The organism is Enterobacter cloacae complex sp. IR5401 (assembly GCF_049238425.1).
Classification (GTDB): Bacteria; Pseudomonadota; Gammaproteobacteria; order Enterobacterales; family Enterobacteriaceae; genus Enterobacter; species Enterobacter hormaechei_C.
In genome coordinates this window covers 1-665 of sequence record NZ_JBMKHN010000053.1, presented here as the reverse complement: position 1 = coordinate 665, position 665 = coordinate 1, and the positions used below count along the sequence as shown (strand labels likewise).

At 56.1% G+C, this 665-nt stretch carries 1 pseudogene; it reads right to left on the bottom strand.

Annotated features, from left to right (window positions below):
• Positions 1–86: 86 nt before the first annotated feature.
• Positions 87–652, bottom strand: a pseudogene (locus ACOTX1_RS23790) (IS1 family transposase); the annotation flags it as partial.
• Positions 653–665: the final 13 nt, after the last annotated feature.

Here is a 665-nt window from a genome sequence, read left to right as displayed (position 1 = left end):
GATCGCACGCGAGCTCGGTATCAGCAAGAATACCGTCGCTGACATCGTGCAACGACACAGAGCTAACGCTTAGGGTGTCATTTCGCCCTCAGCCGGAACCGACCCCTGATTACGTGCAGCTTTCCCTTCAGGCGGGATTCATACAGCGGCCAGCCATCCGTCATCCATATCACCACGTCAAAGGGTGACAGCAGGCTCATAAGACGCCCCAGCGTCGCCATAGTGCGTTCACCGAATACGTGCGCAACAACCGTCTTCCGGAGCCTGTCATACGCGTAAAACAGCCAGCGCTGGCGCGATTTAGCCCCGACATAGCCCCACTGTTCGTCCATTTCCGCGCAGACGATGACGTCACTGCCCGGCTGTATGCGCGAGGTTACCGACTGCGGCCTGAGTTTTTTAAGTGACGTAAAATCGTGTTGAGGCCAACGCCCATAATGCGGGCTGTTGCCCGGCATCCAACGCCATTCATGGCCATATCAATGATTTTCTGGTGCGTACCGGGTTGAGAAGCGGTGTAAGTGAACTGCAGTTGCCATGTTTTACGGCAGTGAGAGGAGAGATAGCGCTGATGTCCGGCGGTGCTTTTGCCGTTACGCACCACCCCGTCAGTAGCTGAACAGGAGGGACAGCTGATAGAAACAGAAGCCACTGGAGCACCTCAA